This window comes from Bacteroidota bacterium, from assembly GCA_030706565.1.
Classification (GTDB): Bacteria; Bacteroidota; Bacteroidia; order Bacteroidales; family JAUZOH01; genus JAUZOH01.
On sequence record JAUZOH010000522.1, the window covers coordinates 1 to 2,390 of the forward strand.

Annotated in this window: 2 protein-coding genes; both read left to right on the forward strand. The window is 40.2% G+C overall.

Annotation, left to right across the window (positions count from 1 at the left end; translation table 11 throughout):
• On the forward strand, positions 1–630 hold a 630-nt coding region (locus Q8907_16345; protein ID MDP4275839.1), incomplete at its 5' end, for a LytTR family DNA-binding domain-containing protein.
• A 146-nt stretch (positions 631–776) separates the two neighbouring features.
• Complete coding sequence (locus Q8907_16350) at positions 777–1,949, forward strand: nitronate monooxygenase (GenBank protein MDP4275840.1); 1,173 nt, start codon at positions 777–779, stop codon at positions 1,947–1,949.
• The last annotated feature ends 441 nt before the right edge of the window (positions 1,950–2,390 follow it).

Genomic DNA, 2,390 nt, shown 5'->3' on the forward strand with positions numbered 1-2,390 from the left:
ATTCTTCCCAGCCTCTTGCCAAAGATGTTTGTTTCCGAAAAATGGAACATCAAAAAGGAAATTTTCTGGAACCTCTGGATATTGTTCACTATTTTTACGGGTTATTTTTTCTATTGCAGGTTTATGGGATTGATGAAATTCAATTTCAACATGGTTATCAAGCTTGTAATGGCTGCTGTTCTGCCTATTACGGTTTTGATTATCACCAACCACAACCGTATGTTAAAAGCCCATTTGAAGCTGGCCAATGAATTAACGCTTAAGCTACGGGACAATAAACTGATCCAGGAGAGGATTATACGGTTTGATTCAGATTATCAAAAGGATAGTCTTGCCATAAAGGTCGGACTGTTGATCCTTATCCGTTCTGCAAATAATTACATTGAAGTTTACTGGAAAGAAGCTGAAGAGGTGAAGAAGCAGATGATCCGTTGCAGCATGATGCGGGCCGAAGCATTGCTGAAGGAGTATAAATTTATCGTTAAATGCCATCGTTCTTATATAGTGAATATTAATTATATTGAAAAGATTGAAGGCAACCTGCAAGGTTATAAATTATTCATTGAGAAACTGGGATTCCCTGTTCCTGTTTCAAAAAATTATGCATACAAACTCAAAGAAGTGATTTGACGGGCATTCTGATTTCCGTTTCATTCACCCCTAAATTGCCTTTTTTCGTCCCTAAAACTAGATTTGAGACCTAAAATACTTTGTTTATCCCTATTATTTTCAGGCGGCATTTCATAGGCCTAATTTTGAGGAAAATTAAAATCAAAATTGTCATGGATGCATTGAAGATCGGAGATATATCAGTTAAGGTTCCAATTGTACAGGGCGGAATGGGCGTGGCCATTTCATTATCAGGTTTGGCTTCAGCAGTAGCAAATGAAGGTGGGATAGGAGTGATTTCCTCTGCCGGTATAGGAATGAGGGAGGCGGATTATGATACCAATTTCCGTGAAGCCAATCTCCGGGCATTGAGGAAAGAAATCCGGAAAGCCAAAAGCCTTACAAATGGGGTTCTTGGGGTGAACGTGATGATGGCTTTAACCGATCATGAAGATCTGATTAAAGTTGCTGTTGAAGAAAATATAGATATTATATTCATGGGGGCAGGTCTGCCTTTGAATATCCCGTTGGTATTGAAAGAAGCCGGGTTGGAAAAACATCATACCAAACTGGCTGTGAAAGTTTCTTCTGCTAAAGCTGCACGGCTTATATTTCAATATTGGGAAAACAAATATAACCTGATTCCTGACGCTGTAGTGGTTGAAGGGCCTCTGGCTGGCGGTCACCTTGGTTTTAAAAAAGCCGAACTCGCCAAACCTTTTACTCCCCTGCATATCCTGGTGGAAGAAACGGTCAATGCAATAAAACCTTTTGAGGAAAAATTCGAAAAAGAAGTACCCGTCATTGCCGGAGGGGGAATTTATACCGGTGATGATATGTATGCCATTATGCAGGCAGGGGCCAAGGGGGTGAAGATGGGAACCCGCTTTGTAACCACTCATGAATGCGATGCTGCATTGGCTTTTAAGGAAGCTTATATCAATTGCAAAAAGGAAGATATTGTTTTTATTGATAGTCCTGTGGGACTTCCGGGGAGGGTTATCCGGAACAATTTTGTGGATCAGGTGAAGTTGGGAAATACCAAGCCTTTCAGATGTGTCTGGAGATGCCTGATTCCCTGTAATGTAAAAAAAGCACCCTATTGTATTTCCCAGGCACTAATGAATGCAGCCCAGGGAAAAATGGATGAAGGCTTTGCCTTTGCCGGGGCAAAAGCTTATTTGGCTACCCGTATTCAGAGTGTGAAGGAAGTTTTTCAGGAAGTGTTGGCAGAATATGCGGTAAAAGAAGCAGAAGCTGAATCGCACAAAAAGATGATCGATATTCCTATTCCACTTTTAGAGGTTAAAAGTCCCAAATTGATGGGAAAGTCACTATAGATTACGAAAGGAAAATAGTCCGGGCCGGTTCATGCAGATCCGGCCTTTTTTTAATATTCACATTGGGATTAAAAAAATAAATTATTCTTACGCTGAGGAAGTCATGAGTTAAGATGAGAAACGCTGAGTATTTCTCAGCGTAACTCAGGAATTTTCTCCGCATAACACCGCAAAACATTTTAAAGTAAAATACATTATAATACATTTCTCGCCAATGACGCCAAGTTTTAAAAATTCTTTGTCTTAATTCTTTGCGACTTTGCCGCTTAGCGCATTTGCGTGAAATATATCTTTCGCTAAGGTGCCAAGTTTAAAAACAATGCAAAAAACCCCACCGGCCTGTTATTACCCTTTTTTAAGGGGCTGGGGTTAAAAGATGAAAGATTTACCCCAGACCCAAGAAACTTCAAACCGTCTTGAACTTCTTGAACCCCTTGAACC